The following is a 16,788-nucleotide window of genomic DNA, read 5'->3' on the forward strand; positions in this document are numbered from 1 at the left end:
CGACGCTTTGAAGGTGATTTGTAGCTGCGGTTAGCTCTGAGTGAGGATGAGCCCCAACAGTCCAAGCCCGCCTACAATGATGCGCCACCAGCCGAACAGAGCGAAGCCGTGCCTGGAAACATAATCCAACAAGCTGCGTACAACGAAGAAACCGGCAATGAAGGAAGAGACGAGCCCGATGATAATCAGGGTCCAGTCATCCTGCCCCAAGGCGTCCTTGTTCTTCAGAAAATCAAAAACAAACGCACCAACCATGGTCGGCATTGCAAGGAAGAATGAAAACTCCGCCGCAGACCGCTTGTCCGTGCCCATCAGCAAGGAAGCGACAATCGTAGCGCCACTACGAGATACGCCGGGGATCATAGCCATGCACTGAGCAAAGCCGATCTTGATGTAAAGCGAAAGTGGGTAGTCTTCCACGTTGGTATAGCGCGCTTGCAAAGGCATTTTATCAACCAGCAGCATGATGATGCCACCGAAAATCAGCGTCACGCAGACCAGAGCGGGAGTTTCAAACAAAACCGCTTTGATGAAATCGTAGGCCAGTGCGCCAATCGCTGCAGCAGGCAGAAAAGCAAGCAGAACGCCAAGTGTGAAATGCCGCGCTTTTGCACTTGTTGGCAGTGCAACTGCAATTCTTGTGAGCCGTGTGAAGTAGACAGTCAGGATAGCTGCAATAGCTCCAAGTTGGATCATCACCTCAAAGGCGCGACCTTCACTTTTAAACCCGATAAAATGCCCGATCAGCAGCAGATGCCCTGTGGAGGAAACTGGGATGAATTCAGTCAGGCCTTCAATGATGCCGAGCAGTAATGCGCCGACGATACTTTCAGTTGTCATTAAACGATGGTCTCCACGAATTTTCCCCAGATGACATTGGTGAGGTTGTCCCCGTGTTTTCGTATGGTTTACCGTCTCAAGACTCTTTTGAGACAAATTACGTTTCTATAGCAACCTTTTAGTTACAGGTTTGCTCATAAATCAGAACAATGCTCAAGCTCTATCATCATCCTTTCTCTCCTGAATCGCGCTTCGCACGCTTAGCGCTCGGAGAATATGGAACTCCGTTTGAATGTCAGACGGAGTACCCTTGGGCACGTCGTCACGACTTCCTCATGATGAACCCAGCAGGAACGCTCCCCGTTCTGAAGGAAAATGATGGCCCTGCTGTGTGCGGGCCCATGGTTATCATGGAATACTTGGACGAAACTCGCGGCTATGCGATTCCTAACAGCCGCTTGTTGCCGGATCATCCTGAAGCACGTGCAGAAACGCGTCGTCTCGTCTCTTGGTTTTTGCAAAAATTCCTCGGTGAGGTTATTGGCTACATCGTGCAAGAACGCATTTACAAACAGGAGATGCCGGATAGCCAGGGTGGCGGACAGCCAGACTCAAGCATTCTTCGGATTGCACGGGTCAATATGCTGAACCACTTGCGCTACATCGGATACCTTGCTGCGACACGAAAGTGGCTGGCTGGTGATCGGCTCACATTCGCTGATCTGGCTGCAGCAAGTCTTCTCTCCTGTGCAGACTATCTTGGTGAAGTTCCATGGTCCGAGGACGAAAACGTGAAGAGCTGGTACGCACGGATGAAATCTCGTCCGAGCTTCCGCCCAATTCTGGCGGACAAGATGCTCGGCATGCCAGCAGCAAAGACCTACGCGGATCTGGACTTCTAAAATCTCATTCAGACACTCAGTTGACGGAGAAGCAAGCTGCACGCGTCAAGGCGGATCTGATCAAACGCGCACGTGCAGTCGGGTTCGATGACATCCGCATCACCTCAGCGGATGCAATCCCACTTGCGCCAGAGCGCCTGCATCACTTCATTGAGCAGGGTTATCACGCCACAATGGAATGGATGCCGGAAACCGAAGTCCGGCGTTCAAGCCCGTTAGAGCTATGGCCGGAAGCTCGCTCTGTTGTCATGCTGGCGATGAATTATGGGCCTGACCTCGACCCCATGGAAATGCGCGACAAGCCAGATAAAGCGCACATTTCGGTCTATGCTCGCAATCGCGATTATCACGACATCGTCAAAGGCAAAATGAAAGAGCTGGCCAGCCTATTGGTTTCCAAAGGCGGTGGGGATGTAAAGGTGTTTGTGGACACGGCCCCGGTAATGGAAAAACCTCTGGCTCATTCCGCTGGGCTCGGCTGGCAAGGCAAGCACTCAAATCTCGTGTCCAGGGAGCTTGGCTCCTGGTTTTTCCTCGGGGCGATTTTCTCAACACTGGACTTGCCATTGGATGAGCCGGAAGTCGACCATTGTGGCAACTGCAAACGCTGCCTCACAGTTTGCCCGACGAAGGCTTTCCCAGCGCCGTATCAAGTAGATGCTAACCGCTGCATTTCCTATCTGACCATCGAGCACCACGGCCCGATCCCACTGGAATTCCGCAAACCAATTGGCAACCGCATCTATGGTTGTGATGACTGTCTTTCCGTTTGCCCTTGGAACAAGTTTGCCCAGTCCGCCAGTGAGGCCAAATTACAGGCCCGCGAAGACCTGATGGAACCGGCTCTTGCAGATCTGCTGCAAATGGACGATCCAACCTTCCGCAAGTTCTTCTCTGGTTCCCCTGTCAAGCGCATTGGCCGCAACCGCTTCATCCGCAACTGCCTCATCGCAGCAGGCAACAGCGCAGAAGAAAAACTCATCCCCCACGTGCTAAACCACCTGCAAGACGAAGATGAAACCGTCCGCGCCACAGCCGTCTGGGCTTTGGTCCAACTTGTCTCTGCTGACGAGTACAATAAGCACAAGTCAGCAGCGCTCTCTAATGAGCAGAGCGAAACGGTTAAAGCTGAATGGGATCAGGGCACCTCTTCCTAGGGTGCCACACCCTCAGGCATTTTCGGTGGCTTTGGGATACTGAAACTCAGTGAGTTCCTCCGAAATAGCCCAGAGTTTCTCTTGCACCTTTTCGTCAATAGCTAGGCCGGAAAGCTTGATTGGGCTTGGGGAACCCCACATGCCAAAGCGCGGACCGAGGAAGGTGCAGGCTGGAAGGTCAGGAGCTGTGGCTGCCATCATCTGAGGGCGAGCGCCAAATGAGACTGGTCGTGCCATTACACGGGACAACCATCCGCCAATGCCAATAGATTGTTGCCGCTCTGTCGCCGCAAGACCGGGATGAGCAGACATAGACTTAGCGGATGAGCCAGCCGCATCAAATCGGCGTTGCAAAGCAGACATGAACAGGAGATTGGCAAGCTTACTCTCTGCGTAGCTACCAATCCGTGCATATGGGCGGTTTTCCCAATGCAGGTCATCAAAGTTCATTTTTGCAGCTTTGTATGCACCACTGGAAACGGTCACCACGCGTGCATCAGGTGTTGCAACGAGCGTTTCAAACAACAAACCAGTCAAAAGAAAGTGCCCTAGATGGTTGGTTGCGAAGTGCATTTCCCAACCTTCTTTGGTGCGCGCCAGCTCTTTCAGGTTCACGACACCTGCATTGCTGAGCAGAATATCCAGTCGGCCATGCTTGCTGCTGAAAACCTGAGCAAACTGGTGAATGCTGTCCCGGTCGGTCAGATCAAGCGGTATCACTTCCAGCGAAGCAGAGCTCACCTTTTGGTGAATCCTTGCCATTGCTGTCTCGCCTTTTTCAACGGACCGGCAAGCAATCACCACGTGTGCACCGCTCTCAGCTAATTCCAATGCAGATTGAAAACCGAGACCCACATTACCGCCCGTAACCACAGCCGTTTTGCCTGTAAGGTCTTGACTGTTTTTATTATTTGGCTGTTGTTGCAAAGTATCTCTCCTGAGATTGTCAAAATAACAGAACATCGGTAGTTTATTTGGAGAGTTTGTGAGAGTCAATAACCGACCATTGGTCGTTTATATGATGTGCCGAAGAGTGATTGAGAATATGAGCGAAAAATCAAAGGCTTATAAGCGTGCGCGGACAGCAGAACATTTTGCTGAACGAGAGAAGATGATCCTCACATCAACGCGCATCTTGATGGATAGAGAAGGTATTGAAAACACGAGCCTTTCCGCAGTTGCGCGGGAGGTCGGCCTCGCAAAATCCAGTCTCTATCGATACTATGAAAGCCGGGAGCAAATTCTTGTCGCGCTGCTTCAGGAAGAGGCAGATCTCATGATTGCCGACTTCGAAAAGTCCCTGAGTGAGCCTAAAAGCCAACGAGATCTCAAAGGTATTGCAAAGCTCTGGGCCAAGGTGTGCTTCACCCATCCACGCCTGTGTTTATTGGTCAGCCAGCTTTCGCCAATTCTGGAGCACAATCTCTCAACACAGCGCATTGTAGAAGCGAAGCTGCAGTTCCTGCATCGCCACCGACAGATGGCAGAGATACTGACCGCTGCCCTTCCACACATGAGTGAGGCAGGAGCTCTTGCGGCAGTCCAGTACGTTTTTACAATTGTTGCAGGGCTTTGGCCGATGAAAGCAGACCGCAAAAATTCATTGGCAGCGCTGGAACATCCTGAACTGGCTCATCTGAAGATGAACTTTGAGGATACGCTGGCCAGCGCTATCGAGCTGTGCTTGCTCGGTATTCTGGCGAAAGAGCAGAATTGGGAGCCGGTGTTGGAATAACAGCGGCTACTGCCGCTGCCTCAGCTGTTTCTTTATCTGACGCTTTTCCCAATCACCACCAAATGGATTGATGACCTCGAACACACTCAAACCATGAGCAACAAGGCCGATGCCAAACCCAAAAGCAACCCACAGGAACCAGAGGTAACCTGGCGATGTGAGCAGGTTCAGCACTGCCAAAGCTGTGATCACAACGGCGTACTGGATCAGGTTCATGTAAAAGCTTCGTATGTCCCGCACATACTCCATAGCTTCTTGTTCCCTGCCGGAAAGCTCGGGCAAAATTCCATTGGATGCTGAGGGCATGTCCTGTTCCTTCCTGAGATCACCAAAATCCGTGTCCAGAGCAGAAGCAATGCATTTCAGGGTTTCGGGGCTCGCATTCGCGCCGCGCTCAATACGCTGCAGTGTCCGCGTGCTGATACCTGCCATGTGTGCGAGCTGTTCCTGAGAGAGCCCTTTTTCGATGCGTAATTTTCTGACAATCACGGAAAAATTCCTGTTCTTCAACTAGGAGCAATCTGGAAGCTTCTTAAATAAAACACCACGACAAACAGCCGCCATGACCACGACAGGAGCAGGACATTCAAACCTAACACCCTGTAAAATAACAAAATATATTCAGAGCATCGTCCGAAGCACTTTCACCAGTGTGGTACATTCTTCAGAGGTTCCGATAGAAATACGCAGCCAGTCGTTGATCCGCTCTTTCTTGAAGTATCGAACCAGAATGCCGTGATCTCTCAAATCGGCATGTAACCGCTCCGCCGGAACATGCGCGTGAGAGGCGAAAATGAAGTTTGTCGAAGATGGCAACACCGTAAAGTTGAGCGCCTGAAGGTTCTCGGTGAGCTTCTCTCTATCTACAACAATCTGGTCGCGTGTCTTTTCAAACCACTCCGTGTCCTCCCAGGCAGCAAGCGCGCCTGCAAGTGAAAGCCTGTCGAGGGGATAGGAGTTGAAGCTGTCCTTGACCCTGTGCAATCCCTCAATCAAATGCGGTTGCCCCACGGCAAACCCAACACGCATTCCTGCAAGGCTGCGAGACTTTGAGAAAGTCTGCACCACCAGCAAGTTGTCATAATCTGGCACAAGCTGAACCGCGCTTTGCCCTCCAAAATCGATGTAAGCCTCATCAACAAGAACCACCACATCCGGGTTTGCTTTGAGGATTGCTTCGATATCCTCCAATGGCATGGCAAGACCGGTTGGCGCATTCGGATTTGCGATGACGACACCACCACAAGTCCCGGCAAAGTCGCTGGGATTGATACGGAAGTCACTGCCGAGAGGCATCAGCTGATGTTCAATCGAGTAAAGCTTACAATAGGTTGGGTAGAACGCGTAGGTGATCTCCGGAAAGAGAATTGGCTCTTTCCCGCTGAAGAAGGCATGAAACGCATGTGCCAACACCTCGTCACTGCCATTACCTGCAAAGATATGGTCAGAGGTCAGCTGAAGAGAGGATGCAATACTCGCTCTCAGGTCAGAAGCAGACGGGTCAGGATACAACCGTAAGGCATCGCCTGTGGCCGCAGCAATTGCTTCCAAAGCACGCGGAGAGGGCCCCCATGGGTTCTCATTGGTATTCAGTTTGATAAAGGTCTGTTGCTTCGGTTGTTCCCCTGGGATGTAGGGCTCCAGTTTTTGGACAATCGGGCTCCAGAACCTGCTCATATCTCAATCCAATCTCAGCATACCGCAATCAATCGCGCATCTTTAAACTCGTGGATCCTAAGAGCGCTTGGACAATGCGTCATTCAAAACGCACTGCATGCGATAATAGGTTTCCACCTCTTCCTCGGAAAATACCTTCGCGAACTCTTCTATCCGTTTCATCTCGGCCTTGCGAACTTTTTTAATCAGCGCTTTGCCTGATGGTGTCAAACAATAAAACACGGAGCGCTTGTGCCGCGGATTGCTCACCTGTGCCACTTGCTCCTTGTCCAGCAATTCTTTGAGGACCTTGGCCACAAATTGGCGCTTCAGCTGCAGAAAATCAGTGAGTTGCGGCGCTGTTGCCTGCTCCAAAGCAAGCGTAGCTTCCAGCATAGCACGCTGACCGACAGTAAGGTCGGTTCCTTCAAGATCCGCCTCAACCCGATTGCTGATGGTACGGAGCAACGGTCGGGTCATCTGAATGCCAGCATAAAGCATTTCGGGTTTGGATTCTGGTTTTTTAAGCATTTGATTTACATGTTTTAATTCGTTTTATTGTCAATAAAATTGACAAATATCGCGTTCTGACTTACGTCTACCCTACAGATTTTCAGGTAATCTCAAAGGAAAATGAGTACAGATCATGGGTTTTAAAAATCTTGCAGAGCGGCAAATCCTGAAAGCACAAGCAGAAGGGCAGCTGAATAATCTTGAAGGAGAGGGTAAGCCGCTGCCAGCGCGTGCACCTGGTTCTCTTGATACAGCTGCAGGCATGAGGATCATGGCTGATGCCGGGGCTGTACCGCGCGAGATTGAATTGAAGAAAGAGATAGATGCTCAGCGGCTTGTTGTTCAAAAAGCTGAAGGCACGCCAGACTGGAAATCCGAAATGGCAAAACTAGCAGACCTGCAACTCCGGCATGCGATCGAACAGGAAGCCCGAAAAAAGTTCTTCACGTGAGCTGCTTAGCGCATTCCAAATGTATGCGCTAAGCAAAACCTGATGGTTGCCGATATTCTACGTATTAGAAAACCACACTGGCGAGATGGTACAACATCTCCAAGCCGTATCAGCTTGTGAACTCAGAGAACGCTTCAACCACATCCAGATAGACTTGGTGCTTGAACGGGATCACAAGGCCGGCAAGGTTCTCGGCTTTTTCCCAGCGCCACTCACAAAACTCCTGCGCATGCCCGTCAGGTGGAGTCAGGATGTTGATTTCGCTGTCATCACCATCAAAGCCGAATGCAAACCAGCGTTGTGTTTGGCCGCGATACTTAGCCTTGCGCACTTGGCGTTGAATCTCCTCAGGAAAATCGTAGGAGAACCAGTCAGGCGCTTCAGCCAGCAGTGTGATGGACTTCACAGAGGTCTCTTCATAAAGCTCACGTCTCGCAGCTTCCAGCGGGTCTTCCCCTTTGTCCAGGCCACCCTGTGGCATCTGCCAGGCAAACTCTTCAGGAATAGGCTGTTTGTCACCATAGCGTTTGCCGGCCCAGACAAGCCCATCCCTATTGATAAGCATGATGCCAACACAAGGGCGAAAAGGAAGAGCGCTGTAATCGGTCATGTCTGGTCCAATAAAGAGAGTTGAGTACGTAGTCCCGAAAACCGGAGCTATCTTTCGGGACTACGCGCAGAAGAAAGATTGGAGCATGATGCGTGAGTTCATATGAACGCAACAGGCTCTAGCGTGTGGAATTGATAGCAGAGCTGATTGGAACGAGAGAAAGACCGCGCTCCTCCAGCCGCTGTGACCACGCCTCCAAAGCATTTAACGTAACAGGGAAAGCAGTCGCAGTTGCGACGGCAATGCCGCGTTGACGAGCAATTGTTTCCAATTCCAGCAACTGTGTACCAATGGCTTCGGCGCTCAGGTTCTGGTCCAGAACCAGATCAGCCTGCACAAATGGCACTTTCTGCGTCCCGGCAACCTCGCTTGCTCTTGAGCGGGGAGACGAACCGTCATCAACATACATCAGGCCACGATCACGAACCTTGCTGAGGAACTCACTCATACGGGTCTCGTTAGAGGTGAAACGGTCGCCCATGAAATTGACAAGCCCTACATAATTGCTGGTCTGCCCAAGAACCCAGGAGAGGCGCTCCTCGTTCTGCTTCCTGTCCAGATTGGTCAACAGGCTTTGCGGGCCAGCGTCGTTGTCAGGATAATCAAACGGCTCCATTGGAGCTTGAAGAAGCACTTCATGCCCGGAAAGGCGTGCGGATTTCATCCAGCTGTTGATGTCATCACCATATGGAGAAAGCCCCAAAGAGATGTCAGCCGGGAGATCCTCAATGGCCTTGAGCGTCATATCGGAGTTAAGCCCGATACCATTGATTAAAATAGCAATCCGCGCCTGTGTCAGCGCTGCAGGGTTAGGCCGCCGTGCATAGGCATCAAGCGGTCGAATACCCTCAGCAGAGATCTTGGGAAGGGAGCCGAACTTGTTGGGCTCGAGTAGCTGATCAATTGGGTCGGTAGAAAGCGACTCGCTTGAGAAGCCACCATCCAGCCCCTCATAATCAACACGCCGGGCCAAGTCGACGAGTGATGTAGGTCCACTGGCCTGATCCTGCGCGTTTGCGCCTGCCGGACGAGAGGGACGATAGCTGCCATCCTGTCCAAAACCATTGGCATTAAACTGGTCAGACCCAATCTGGGCCAGTTGAGAACCATCCGGTAGATCAACAATCTCGATATCACTGGGAGCAACACCATCAAGAGCGCTGGAAAGCTCGATAGTCGCCATCGGCTCGCCACCGTTGGGGTCATCAACAATGCCGATCCAGATAAAGCCGGTGGTGAAAATAACAGTCATGATGGCGACACCAATCAGGCCGAGCGGCAATCGCCCGATGCTCCGACGCTTGTTCATTCCAAGCGGAGCTGTCAAATCGCTCCTAACCATTGGTGCCCCCACCCTGTCATAAAATTCCGCCGCGCCAAACGAAGGTTTAGCGCGGCGTCCTTAATCACTTTATAGCATATCCCCGAAATGTGGCTACCGGTTTTCGGAGAGGTATATGCCTGAAAACAAATAGATAGAAATCGAGCGCTCCGGATGAAGCGCTCGATACTCTGAATTATTTGGATTCGTTTGCTGCACTGTCTGCACTTGGTGGGAAGGCTGCATCAGTCTTCTCGCCGCGGAGCAGGGATTTTGCCAGGTTCAGCTGCACATCTTTGTCTTTGTCCTGTGGCACATAAGCCTGACTGCCAGAACCCTCGTCGCCTTCTTCAGCCTGAAGGTGACCACGCAGACCTGCTTCGCCTTTGGTTTCAGCACGGCCTTTCAGCTCATCAGGCAGTTCCTGCAAGGAAATGATGTCAGGGCGGATACCCTTAGCCTGAATGGAGTTGCCAGACGGTGTGTAATAACGAGCAGTTGTCAGACGGATCGCACCATTCGCACCAAGTGGAATGATGGTCTGTACAGAACCTTTACCGAAGGAACGTGTGCCCAGAATAGTTGCGCGGCGATGATCCTGCAGAGCACCAGCTACAATCTCGGAAGCTGACGCAGAACCGCCATTTACCAGAACGATCACAGGCGCGCCTTCAGTCAGGTCACCATTGCGAGCGTTATAGCGCTGGGTCTCTTCAGCATTACGGCCACGGGTAGAAACAATTTCACCACGGTTCAGGAACGCATCAGAAACAGCAATCGCCTGATCCAGCAAACCGCCTGGGTTGTTGCGCAGATCCAGCACAAAGCCCTTCAGGTTATCTTCGCCGATTTCAGCAGTCAGCTCATCAACAGCGTTTTCCAGGCCATCAAAGGTCTGTTCGTTAAACTGCGTGATGCGGATGTAACCGATGTCGTCTTCTTTGTTCCAGCGAACAGAGCGAATGCGGATCACATCACGGGTGATGGTGATATCGGTTGGTTCGTTGATACCTTCACGACGCACTGTAATGACGATGTCTGTGTTCACCAGACCGCGCATTTTTTCGACAGCCTCATTCAAGGTAAGGCCCATAACCTGTTCCCCATCAAGATGGGTAATCAGGTCACCTGCCTGTACGCCTGCTTTGTAAGCCGGAGTGTCGTCGATAGGAGCAACAACCTTCACAAGGCCGTCTTCCATGGTCACTTCAATACCAAGGCCACCAAACTCGCCGCGGGTCTGCACCTGCATATCGCGGAAGCTCTTTGGAGGCAGATAGCTGGAGTGCGGATCAAGGCTGGTGAGCATGCCGTTGATAGCGGTCTCGATCAGCTTGGAGTCAGCTGGCTCCTCTACATAATCAGAGCGCACACGTTCAAACACGTCGCCAAACAGATTAAGCTGATTGTAGGTATCAGGAGACGCAGCAGAAGCTGGTTCAGCAAATCTGAATGGTGCCTGAGAATATGTTACGACCGCCGTAGCCCCCATGACTACGCCAACCAACAAAAGCGATGCTTTCCGTATCATCCGCGAACCTTTTCGTTTTCGGCGCGTGACCACCATGGGTTGGGGTCGATTGCAGTGCCGTCTTTCCTGAATTCTACATATAAAACCGGCTGGTCCAAACTAAAATTAAGGTTATTAGCGCTTGCGAGGCGCGTTTCTCCCATTTTAGCGATTGGCTCTCCAGCTAGAATAAACTGCCCTAACTCCACCATGACATCGTCCAGCCCGGACATAAGGACATGGTATCCGCCGCCTGCATTAACAATTACCATCTGCCCGTAAGAGCGGAAATCCCCTGCATACACCACCCAACCATCAGTGGGGGAGGTGACCTGGGCATTCGGGCGTGTCGCAATGGATTGGCCAGTTGTTACGTTGCCAAAACCATCTGCAACCCCAAAGTCTTGCAGGAGCGTTCCAGACACCGGATCAGGCAAAAGCCCAAGGGTATCCGAAAAAGCAACAACCGGTTTCAATCGGCTCGGATCAGCAAACGGATCACCGGAGGCGATCCGGTTTTGCCGCTCAATGTCCGCAAGTCGCGCTGCTTCTGCCGCACGACGGCTGCTATCCACTTCTCTTTCAAGGTTAGCAAGCAACTCTTTCAAAGAGGTTGCCTTTTCGGCTAGTTCCCTGGCGCGAGCCTTCTCGGCTTCCAGCGCTGCAAGGCTCTCCTGCCGTGCTGCCTTCTTCTTTTCTAAAAGCAATTCAACACGATGACGCTCTTCAGCCATCTGTATTGCACCACTTCGAACCCGGTTGCGCTCTGCTTCAATTTTTGCTCGAAGCCGAGACAATTCAGCAAGATCACTCGCCAGTGCTTCCGCCTCAATCCGCACTTCTGGCATGATTGAGTTGAGCAGGATCGCACTGCGTACCGCACCAAGAGCATCCTGAGGACGCACGACCATTGCTGGCGGCGGGCGATGACCGATCCGTTGCAAAGCGCTTAAAACTTCAGCTAAAACATCTTTACGTTCATTCAATGACGCCCGGACAGATTGCTCATTTTTTCTATGCCGGCCCAAACGCGCTTCAGTGGCTTCCAACTGGTTTTCCAGTTTCTTCATGCGCTCACCGGTACGGATCAACTCTCCGCTCAGGCTCTCGCCATCACGCTCCAGCGCACGAATGGATCTCTGAATTTCTTCACGTTTTTCTTTGGAGAGGGAGATATTCTCATTCAGGCTGCGAAGCTCTTTTTCCCGTTCCTTTTTTTGGAGCAGGGCAATCGCAGCCGGATCTTCGGGATCAATCTTGCCATCTTCAATTTTAAAGGAAACGTTCGTCAGTTTTTGCGCAGTACTTTGCAGCGGCAGAACAAGCGCTACCGCAAAAAACAAGGCAAAGCTTGTCACCAATCGGAGGATCAGGTTTCCCCTAAGACGCAACAACTGAACTCCCAAAGTGCAGCGCAGAGCAAAACGCTGACCTTAATACTAAAATATCGACGTAGACCAACCCTGCAAAACAACAGGCACGCAGCCCCAAAGTTAACGCCGAGGATAATGCTCCAGACAGCGTTAAGGAAGTGTCAACCACGTTGAAGGCTTAGCGACTTCCAATAAAAACATCAATATCTACACTGAACCCTCAGCCGAGCGAGGTTCAAGGGGCAAACGGAATGCAGCTACTTATTTGAAAGAAACAATAAGTGATTGTATCTTCTTTATTAGTCAGTCTCGCGCGGGTCGGAAAATGCCGCCATGCATGCCGCATTAAGGTCTTTGTGTAGTGCGTGTTTCTTAGGGTCAACAGCTTCGATTTTCTGTCTATCCTTTGCCCAGCTGGTGTTGATTGACCAGAAATGACACATCCTACCTGCTTTGAGAAAAGGTCTAAGTCTAGAAAAGAATGGATGAAATAAAGCTTGATGCTTCGGCTCAGGCCTAATCCCGTGAGCTTTGAACTGCATACCCCGAGGTATCCTTGAAGGAACAGCAACCCATTTGGGATTTGTTTTCGAGGGGGGATTGCTTGTGTACTGGAACATGAAGTGACGACGGTTTTCGATTGATGCTAGTTTTTCAGGCGCAAGTTGAGTTGCGGGCTCAATCCAGGTTCCACGAAGCATGTAATATCCAAGGAAGCTCTTTTTGACATGATCAAAAATGGACTGCCTATCGTCGCAGATGATAAGTTCATCAATGTCACAGAACAACAGTGCTTCTGAAGTCTGTACGTATTTCCAACGAACTAGCTGTAGTATTGATCTTTGCAGGAATTTGATTTCATGAGGATATGGTGGCCCATATTTAAATGGGGCGTGAACTATCTCATGTTCAATATCTAAGTCAGCGTCTTCAATGGCACGATGAATATTTTGTGCGTGTTCAAGGTCAATACTATTCTCGAATAGTACAACAGCATTTGCGCCATGATTTACTACATGAAATTTTATCCAGTCTAAAATCCACGGAATTGGAGTGTCTACGCACAAAGTTGAAAGTACGCGCTTTCCTTTGAAACGCGAGGAGGTTTCTTGCGCCACTTTTAGCTCAACCTGGACATTGTTCATTTCCATTACGAGAGAGGTAATTTCTTTGTCCACTGGAACCTTGATCCAAATTTCATGGACCCGCTTTAGTTTCCTCTGTTTTACTTTCAGTTTTTTGCCTTCAAGAAAGAACTTCGCAGCAGAGAGCTCTTTCTCATATCCAATTGGTTTAGGACCGATAAGAATTATGTGCTGACAATCATGCGATCTGAAAACATCATAAAAAAGTGTAGTAGTGTCGTATTTATCTCTATGCTCAGAAAAGCTGCGTCCCTCCATTTTAGGAAATATTCTCTTCAAGCCGAATGGCTTAAGGTGTATGGAGCGGTCAAGTAATTGTGTAAGCATACAAAAATTTACTTCTGATCTAAGCATAAGATACATGCTTGATTAATAATATTCCGCCAACTTAGACAGACATGTAGGATGTGTTTTCCCATTAACAACCAAATTAGTGGGGGTTTTGTATTGTTAAAGAGAGGTAACCTCCGCACCATTCACGCGCGATGATAGGGATGCCCAGTCAGTATCGTGATAGCGCGGTAGATTTGCTCGCCGCACAGGATGCGGACGAGTTGGTGAGGCCATGTCATGGAGCCCAGAGCGAGCTTCAGGTCTGCGCGTTGCAGCAGCGCCTGGCCGTGGCCGTCGGCACCGCCAATGGCGAGCACCATATCCGAAATACCCTGATCGGCCCAACCGCCAACTTTTTTGGCAAAGGCTTCGCTGGAAAGTGCCTTGCCGTGCTCATCCAGTGCAATCAGGATCGCACCGGAAGGAAGCGCATTGAGCAACAGTTGCGCTTCTTCGTCTTTTCGATCACTCGTACGGGCAGCCCGACTTTCTGAAAATTCCACCACAGACACAGAAGTAATGCCAACGGAGCGGCCAGCTTTGCGGGCTCGGTCCAGATAGCGTTCAAGCATGTCCTTTTCCGCGCCAGCTTTCATTTTGCCGACGCAGGCAATCGTGACTTTCATAAAGTCTCCGGGATTAGATCGTAGTGACCCGCAAAAAGATCTCATGCAGATGGAGCAGCATCTGCATCAGCGGCATTTGCCCAGACTCCCTCATTCCCCCAAAGGGGCAGAGAATTGACTGGTGTAATAGTCAGTGCTTCAAAGAAGCACTGATACTATCCGATGAACTGCGTCGGTGCAGAGCTATCCGCAGACCACATTTTTTCTACATTGTAGAAACTGCGGACTTCTGGGCGGAAAATGTGAATGATTGCATCACCGATGTCGATGAGCACCCAGTCACAATGCGGCATGCCCTCAACGCGAGCGTTACCGTAGCCAGCATCTTTCAGATCACGGAGCAGGTAGTCGGCAACAGCACCCACATGGCGATGAGAGCGGCCAGAAGCCACAACCATGTGATCAGCCAGAGCAGATTTGCCTGTAAGATCTAGAGATACGATATCCTCAGCCTTGGAATTCTCCAGGCTGTTGAGGATCAGTGCAAGCACGTCCCCCTCATTGGTGGGATCATGCGGTTGAAGAGGAGCGATGGTGTCCGTCCCTTCATGTTGAGTTGTCATGGTCAGCTTAAGAGCCCTCGCCATGGTTAGAGAAAGCAGTACTCTGCCGGTCGAAAAGCCTGAAATGCACAAACTCAAGCCTTCCGTCAAGAAGAATACTCAGGTCCCTATGGCATTTTCAAGACACTACTTGCCGTAAAAAGCGTAAAGTTACCCTGGGGTGTGTCCTCTATTCCTCAGGAGGGTGGAAGAGGTTTCATCCAGCGGACCACGTAAAATGGTCCAGCACGGGGCTTTGCACTCAGGCAGTTGGTCTGCACTTTTTTCTTTTAATTGAGCAAAGGCATACCTTTGGCAAACTTGAGCGGAAAGAGACGAAAGGGTCGCTTTAGGCCGGTCAACAATTGCCACAGGCACCCCTTCTATAATGCTCTGCCAGTTTTGCCAATGGTGAAAATTGGAGAGATTGTCTGCACCCATAACCCAGACAAAATTCAGATGCGGTCTGCGCAGCTTTAATTGCTCCACAGTACTTGCCGTGTAAGAGGTGCCAAGCACCTTCTCATAGGCCGTCACCTTCATGCGTGGGTGCCGTGCCAAAGCCTGCGCGGCGGCAACACGTTCTTCCAGGGGCGCGAGGTTTCGGTGAGACTTCAGCGGGTTTCCGGGCGTGACCAACCACCAGATCTGATGCAGGTTCAAGCGCCGCAACGCCGTCTCCGCCACCATAAGATGGCCAGGATGTGGGGGATTAAACGACCCGCCAAACAAACCAATGCGATTGCACGGTGCAGCATAGGGAAGGCGCATCCAGTCTGGTTGCACAATCCCAAGCTTGCCGTGGCTATCGCACATTTTGGGGTCGGGGTTCGTCATGGACGCGTTTGGCCGTTCCCGCGAACCACGTATTTGAAGCTGGTCAGCTGTTCCACACCAACTGGTCCGCGCGCATGCATACGGCCAGTTGCGATGCCTATTTCGGCGCCCATGCCAAACTCACCACCATCCGCAAACTGTGTGGATGCATTGTGAAGAACGATAGCCGAGTCCACTTCTGCAAGGAATTTGCGGGCCGCAATCTGGTCTTCTGTGATGATGCAGTCCGTGTGATTGGAACCGTAGATCCCGATATGTTCAATCGCATTTTCCAAGCCGCCAACAATCTTCACAGAGATGATCGCATCCAGATATTCAGTCGACCAGTCGTCATCAGTCGCCTCAGAAGCGGTTGGGCAAAGCATCATGACGTCTTCATCACCGCGTATCTGGCAGCCCTTCTGTTGAAGAGCAGCAAGAATTGGCGGCAAAATGGTTGCTGCCACAGCTTCATCAACCAGCAGCGTCTCGGCAGCACCACAAATGCCCGTCCGGCGCATCTTGGAGTTGATGGTGATTTCAATCGCCTTATCCAGATCGGCCTTCTTATCGATGAAGATATGAACCAGACCCTCCAGATGCGCAAACACAGGCACACGTGCCTCATCCTGAACACGGGCAACAAGGCTCTTGCCACCACGTGGAATGATTACATCAAGATTACCGTCCAGGCCTTTCAGCATTTCACCAACAGCAGCACGGTCTTTCACCGGCACAATCTGTATGGCATCTACCGGCAATCCGGCGTCTGCAAGGCCAGCCTGCAAAGCTTTATAGATAGCAAGGTTGGAATTGATAGTGTCTGATCCGCCGCGCAGCACAACAGCATTACCAGCCTTCAGGCACAATGCTCCGGCATCCGCAGTCACGTTCGGGCGGCTCTCGTAGATTACGCCAATTACACCAAGAGGCGTGCGGACACGGGAGATGTCCAGACCGTTCGGGCGCTTCCAGTCTGCAATCGTAGAACCGACAGGGTCGTCCAGTTTGGCAATGTCTTCCAGCGCGCAGGCAATGGCTTCAATGCGCTCTTCGTTCAATGTGCCGCGATCAATAAAGGATGCCAGCTGACCATTGGCCTGCATGCTCTCAAGATCAATCGCATTCGCTTTGAGGATCTCAGGGGTTGCAGAGCGAACGGCAGCTGCCATCGCTTCTAGGCCTTTGTTCTTCTGGCTTGTGGGGGCAATGGCTAGAGTACGTGCAGCAGCGCGTGCCTTTTTGCCAAGAGTTGCCATCAGGTCGCGAACATCGGTGTTGTCCGCATTTGCCACTTCAGAAGTATTCAGCATCTGCA

Annotated in this window: 18 protein-coding genes; 4 read left to right on the forward strand and 14 right to left on the reverse strand. The window is 51.2% G+C overall.

Annotated elements, in window-relative coordinates; all coding sequences use genetic code 11:
- Positions 1-30: 30 nt before the first annotated feature.
- Entirely contained in the window at positions 31-840 is an 810-nt protein-coding gene (locus tag PsW74_RS12415) for an undecaprenyl-diphosphate phosphatase (protein ID WP_057462739.1), read from the reverse strand.
- Between the two features lie 149 nt (positions 841-989).
- Here PsW74_RS12415 and PsW74_RS12420 point away from each other — a divergent pair, with 149 nt between their 5' ends.
- Positions 990-1,682, forward strand: coding sequence for a glutathione S-transferase family protein (locus PsW74_RS12420; RefSeq protein ID WP_057462740.1), 693 nt, complete (start codon positions 990-992; stop codon positions 1,680-1,682).
- 20 nt (positions 1,683-1,702) lie between these two features.
- Positions 1,703-2,839, forward strand: coding sequence for a tRNA epoxyqueuosine(34) reductase QueG (queG, locus tag PsW74_RS12425; protein WP_063286523.1), 1,137 nt, complete (start codon positions 1,703-1,705; stop codon positions 2,837-2,839).
- Positions 2,840-2,851: 12 nt separating this feature from the next.
- On the opposite strand, the gene PsW74_RS12430 is transcribed toward queG, so the two are convergent.
- A complete protein-coding gene (locus tag PsW74_RS12430; protein WP_063286524.1) occupies positions 2,852-3,766 on the reverse strand; it encodes an oxidoreductase in 915 nt (304 codons plus the stop codon).
- Between the two features lie 118 nt (positions 3,767-3,884).
- On the opposite strand from PsW74_RS12430, the gene PsW74_RS12435 reads away from it, so the two are divergent.
- Positions 3,885-4,574, forward strand: a complete 690-nt coding sequence (locus PsW74_RS12435) for a TetR family transcriptional regulator (protein ID WP_063286525.1) — start codon at positions 3,885-3,887, stop codon at positions 4,572-4,574.
- Between the two features lie 6 nt (positions 4,575-4,580).
- Here PsW74_RS12435 and PsW74_RS12440 read toward each other — a convergent pair whose 3' ends face one another.
- From PsW74_RS12440 to PsW74_RS12450, 3 genes are all read right to left on the reverse strand, one after another.
- Positions 4,581-5,063 carry a helix-turn-helix domain-containing protein gene (locus PsW74_RS12440; RefSeq protein ID WP_063286526.1) on the reverse strand — a complete coding sequence of 161 codons (483 nt, stop codon included), beginning with the start codon at positions 5,061-5,063 and terminating at the stop codon, positions 4,581-4,583.
- A gap of 132 nt (positions 5,064-5,195) precedes the next feature.
- Positions 5,196-6,251: a histidinol-phosphate transaminase gene (gene hisC / locus PsW74_RS12445; RefSeq protein WP_063286527.1), complete on the reverse strand. Its 1,056-nt coding sequence runs from the start codon at positions 6,249-6,251 to the stop codon at positions 5,196-5,198.
- A 57-nt stretch (positions 6,252-6,308) separates the two neighbouring features.
- On the reverse strand, positions 6,309-6,761 hold the full coding sequence (locus tag PsW74_RS12450) for a MarR family transcriptional regulator (RefSeq protein ID WP_063286528.1): 453 nt from the start codon (positions 6,759-6,761) through the stop codon (positions 6,309-6,311).
- A 115-nt stretch (positions 6,762-6,876) separates the two neighbouring features.
- On the opposite strand from PsW74_RS12450, the gene PsW74_RS12455 reads away from it, so the two are divergent.
- Positions 6,877-7,194, forward strand: a complete 318-nt coding sequence (locus PsW74_RS12455; RefSeq protein ID WP_063286529.1) for a DUF1992 domain-containing protein — start codon at positions 6,877-6,879, stop codon at positions 7,192-7,194.
- A 109-nt stretch (positions 7,195-7,303) separates the two neighbouring features.
- On the opposite strand, the gene PsW74_RS12460 is transcribed toward PsW74_RS12455, so the two are convergent.
- The 9 genes from PsW74_RS12460 to PsW74_RS12500 all read right to left on the reverse strand — a co-directional run bounded on the left by PsW74_RS12460 (position 7,304) and on the right by PsW74_RS12500 (position 16,783).
- Entirely contained in the window at positions 7,304-7,804 is a 501-nt protein-coding gene (locus PsW74_RS12460; RefSeq protein WP_063286530.1) for an RNA pyrophosphohydrolase, read from the reverse strand.
- 118 nt (positions 7,805-7,922) lie between these two features.
- On the reverse strand, positions 7,923-9,146 hold the full coding sequence (locus tag PsW74_RS12465) for a divergent polysaccharide deacetylase family protein (RefSeq protein WP_208980847.1): 1,224 nt from the start codon (positions 9,144-9,146) through the stop codon (positions 7,923-7,925).
- Positions 9,147-9,321: 175 nt separating this feature from the next.
- A complete protein-coding gene (locus PsW74_RS12470) occupies positions 9,322-10,656 on the reverse strand; it encodes a S41 family peptidase (protein ID WP_057462750.1) in 1,335 nt (444 codons plus the stop codon).
- Positions 10,653-12,029 (reverse strand): peptidoglycan DD-metalloendopeptidase family protein, encoded by a 1,377-nt coding sequence (locus PsW74_RS12475; RefSeq protein ID WP_208981645.1) that lies wholly within the window; start codon positions 12,027-12,029, stop codon positions 10,653-10,655. The genes PsW74_RS12470 and PsW74_RS12475 overlap by 4 nt, the downstream gene beginning before the upstream one ends.
- Positions 12,030-12,307: 278 nt before the next feature.
- Positions 12,308-13,507 carry a hypothetical protein gene (locus PsW74_RS12480; RefSeq protein ID WP_153040669.1) on the reverse strand — a complete coding sequence of 400 codons (1,200 nt, stop codon included), beginning with the start codon at positions 13,505-13,507 and terminating at the stop codon, positions 12,308-12,310.
- Positions 13,508-13,629: 122 nt separating this feature from the next.
- Complete coding sequence (rlmH, locus tag PsW74_RS12485) at positions 13,630-14,112, reverse strand: 23S rRNA (pseudouridine(1915)-N(3))-methyltransferase RlmH (protein ID WP_057461558.1); 483 nt, start codon at positions 14,110-14,112, stop codon at positions 13,630-13,632.
- A 155-nt stretch (positions 14,113-14,267) separates the two neighbouring features.
- A complete protein-coding gene (gene rsfS, locus PsW74_RS12490; protein WP_244271711.1) occupies positions 14,268-14,675 on the reverse strand; it encodes a ribosome silencing factor in 408 nt (135 codons plus the stop codon).
- A 150-nt stretch (positions 14,676-14,825) separates the two neighbouring features.
- Entirely contained in the window at positions 14,826-15,491 is a 666-nt protein-coding gene (locus PsW74_RS12495; protein WP_082830550.1) for a nicotinate-nucleotide adenylyltransferase, read from the reverse strand.
- Positions 15,488-16,783, reverse strand: coding sequence for a glutamate-5-semialdehyde dehydrogenase (locus tag PsW74_RS12500; RefSeq protein ID WP_063286533.1), 1,296 nt, complete (start codon positions 16,781-16,783; stop codon positions 15,488-15,490). The genes PsW74_RS12495 and PsW74_RS12500 overlap by 4 nt, the downstream gene beginning before the upstream one ends.
- Positions 16,784-16,788 lie beyond the last annotated feature (5 nt).

Origin of the sequence: Pseudovibrio sp. W74 (genome assembly GCF_001623085.1) — a bacterium.
In the GTDB taxonomy this organism is placed as follows: Bacteria; Pseudomonadota; Alphaproteobacteria; order Rhizobiales; family Stappiaceae; genus Pseudovibrio.